1 pseudogene is annotated in these 746 nt (G+C 53.4%); it reads left to right on the top strand.

Annotation, left to right across the window (positions count from 1 at the left end):
• Positions 1-113 (top strand): annotated as a pseudogene (locus NW838_RS07345) (LysR family transcriptional regulator); the annotation flags it as partial.
• Positions 114-746 lie beyond the last annotated feature (633 nt).

Genomic DNA, 746 nt, shown 5'->3' on the forward strand with positions numbered 1-746 from the left:
TCCCACTGGAGCGGGTGATCGGAGCTGCTGTTCTGGCCTCTGCGCTGCATCCGCCTGCAGTATTTGCCTTCCTGGAAGCCTTGCGGGGAAACCCATCCCAGTTGCCAAGTTAACATTGCATCGGGAGTACAAGGCAGCTTTGTTGACACCACGCTCATCCATCCAGTGACGCAAGCATTGGTTGCGGACAAACTGGGCAGGGCCTCATCCAAGGCTTGGTATGGCGCTGGAGCGGCGTTGAGGAGTTTGGCTTCCCTGACCAGCATGGGTTTATTTCATTGCAGGTCTATATCATTGCAGGTCTATAGTCATTTCAAACTAGATTGAGACACCCCCGCTGCTGCCCAAACGTTCCACGCCGCTTCCACAATCACCTTTAGATCCTGTCCCAGAGGGAGAAAGGAGCTAGGAAGCAATGCAACGGAAATGTTTCATTCCTGTTTAAAATGACAACAACAGGGCAAAAACTGTCCTGGAAGGACGGGGCTTTAGACCCAGTTTTTGGGTAACGCAGTGAAAATCGGCGGCCAATGTACGTTGGGGCAAGGCCAGCAGATCCTCCCCCGCCAATTTTTGAAAAGACTTGCCCACCCCAGTTACCTTGCCCTTCAAGTGCGATCACTACCCTATCTCCAATCGCGCCGAGGAGATAGAGTTCTCCAGCCGTTGAAAGGGGTGGCGGGAATTACAACGGTTTTTTGCCCAGACCACTTTCTATCGCCCAGCGGGCCAGTTCTGTGCGGTTG

The organism is Synechococcus sp. R55.2 (assembly GCF_047462075.1).
Lineage (GTDB): Bacteria > Cyanobacteriota > Cyanobacteriia > Thermostichales > Thermostichaceae > Thermostichus.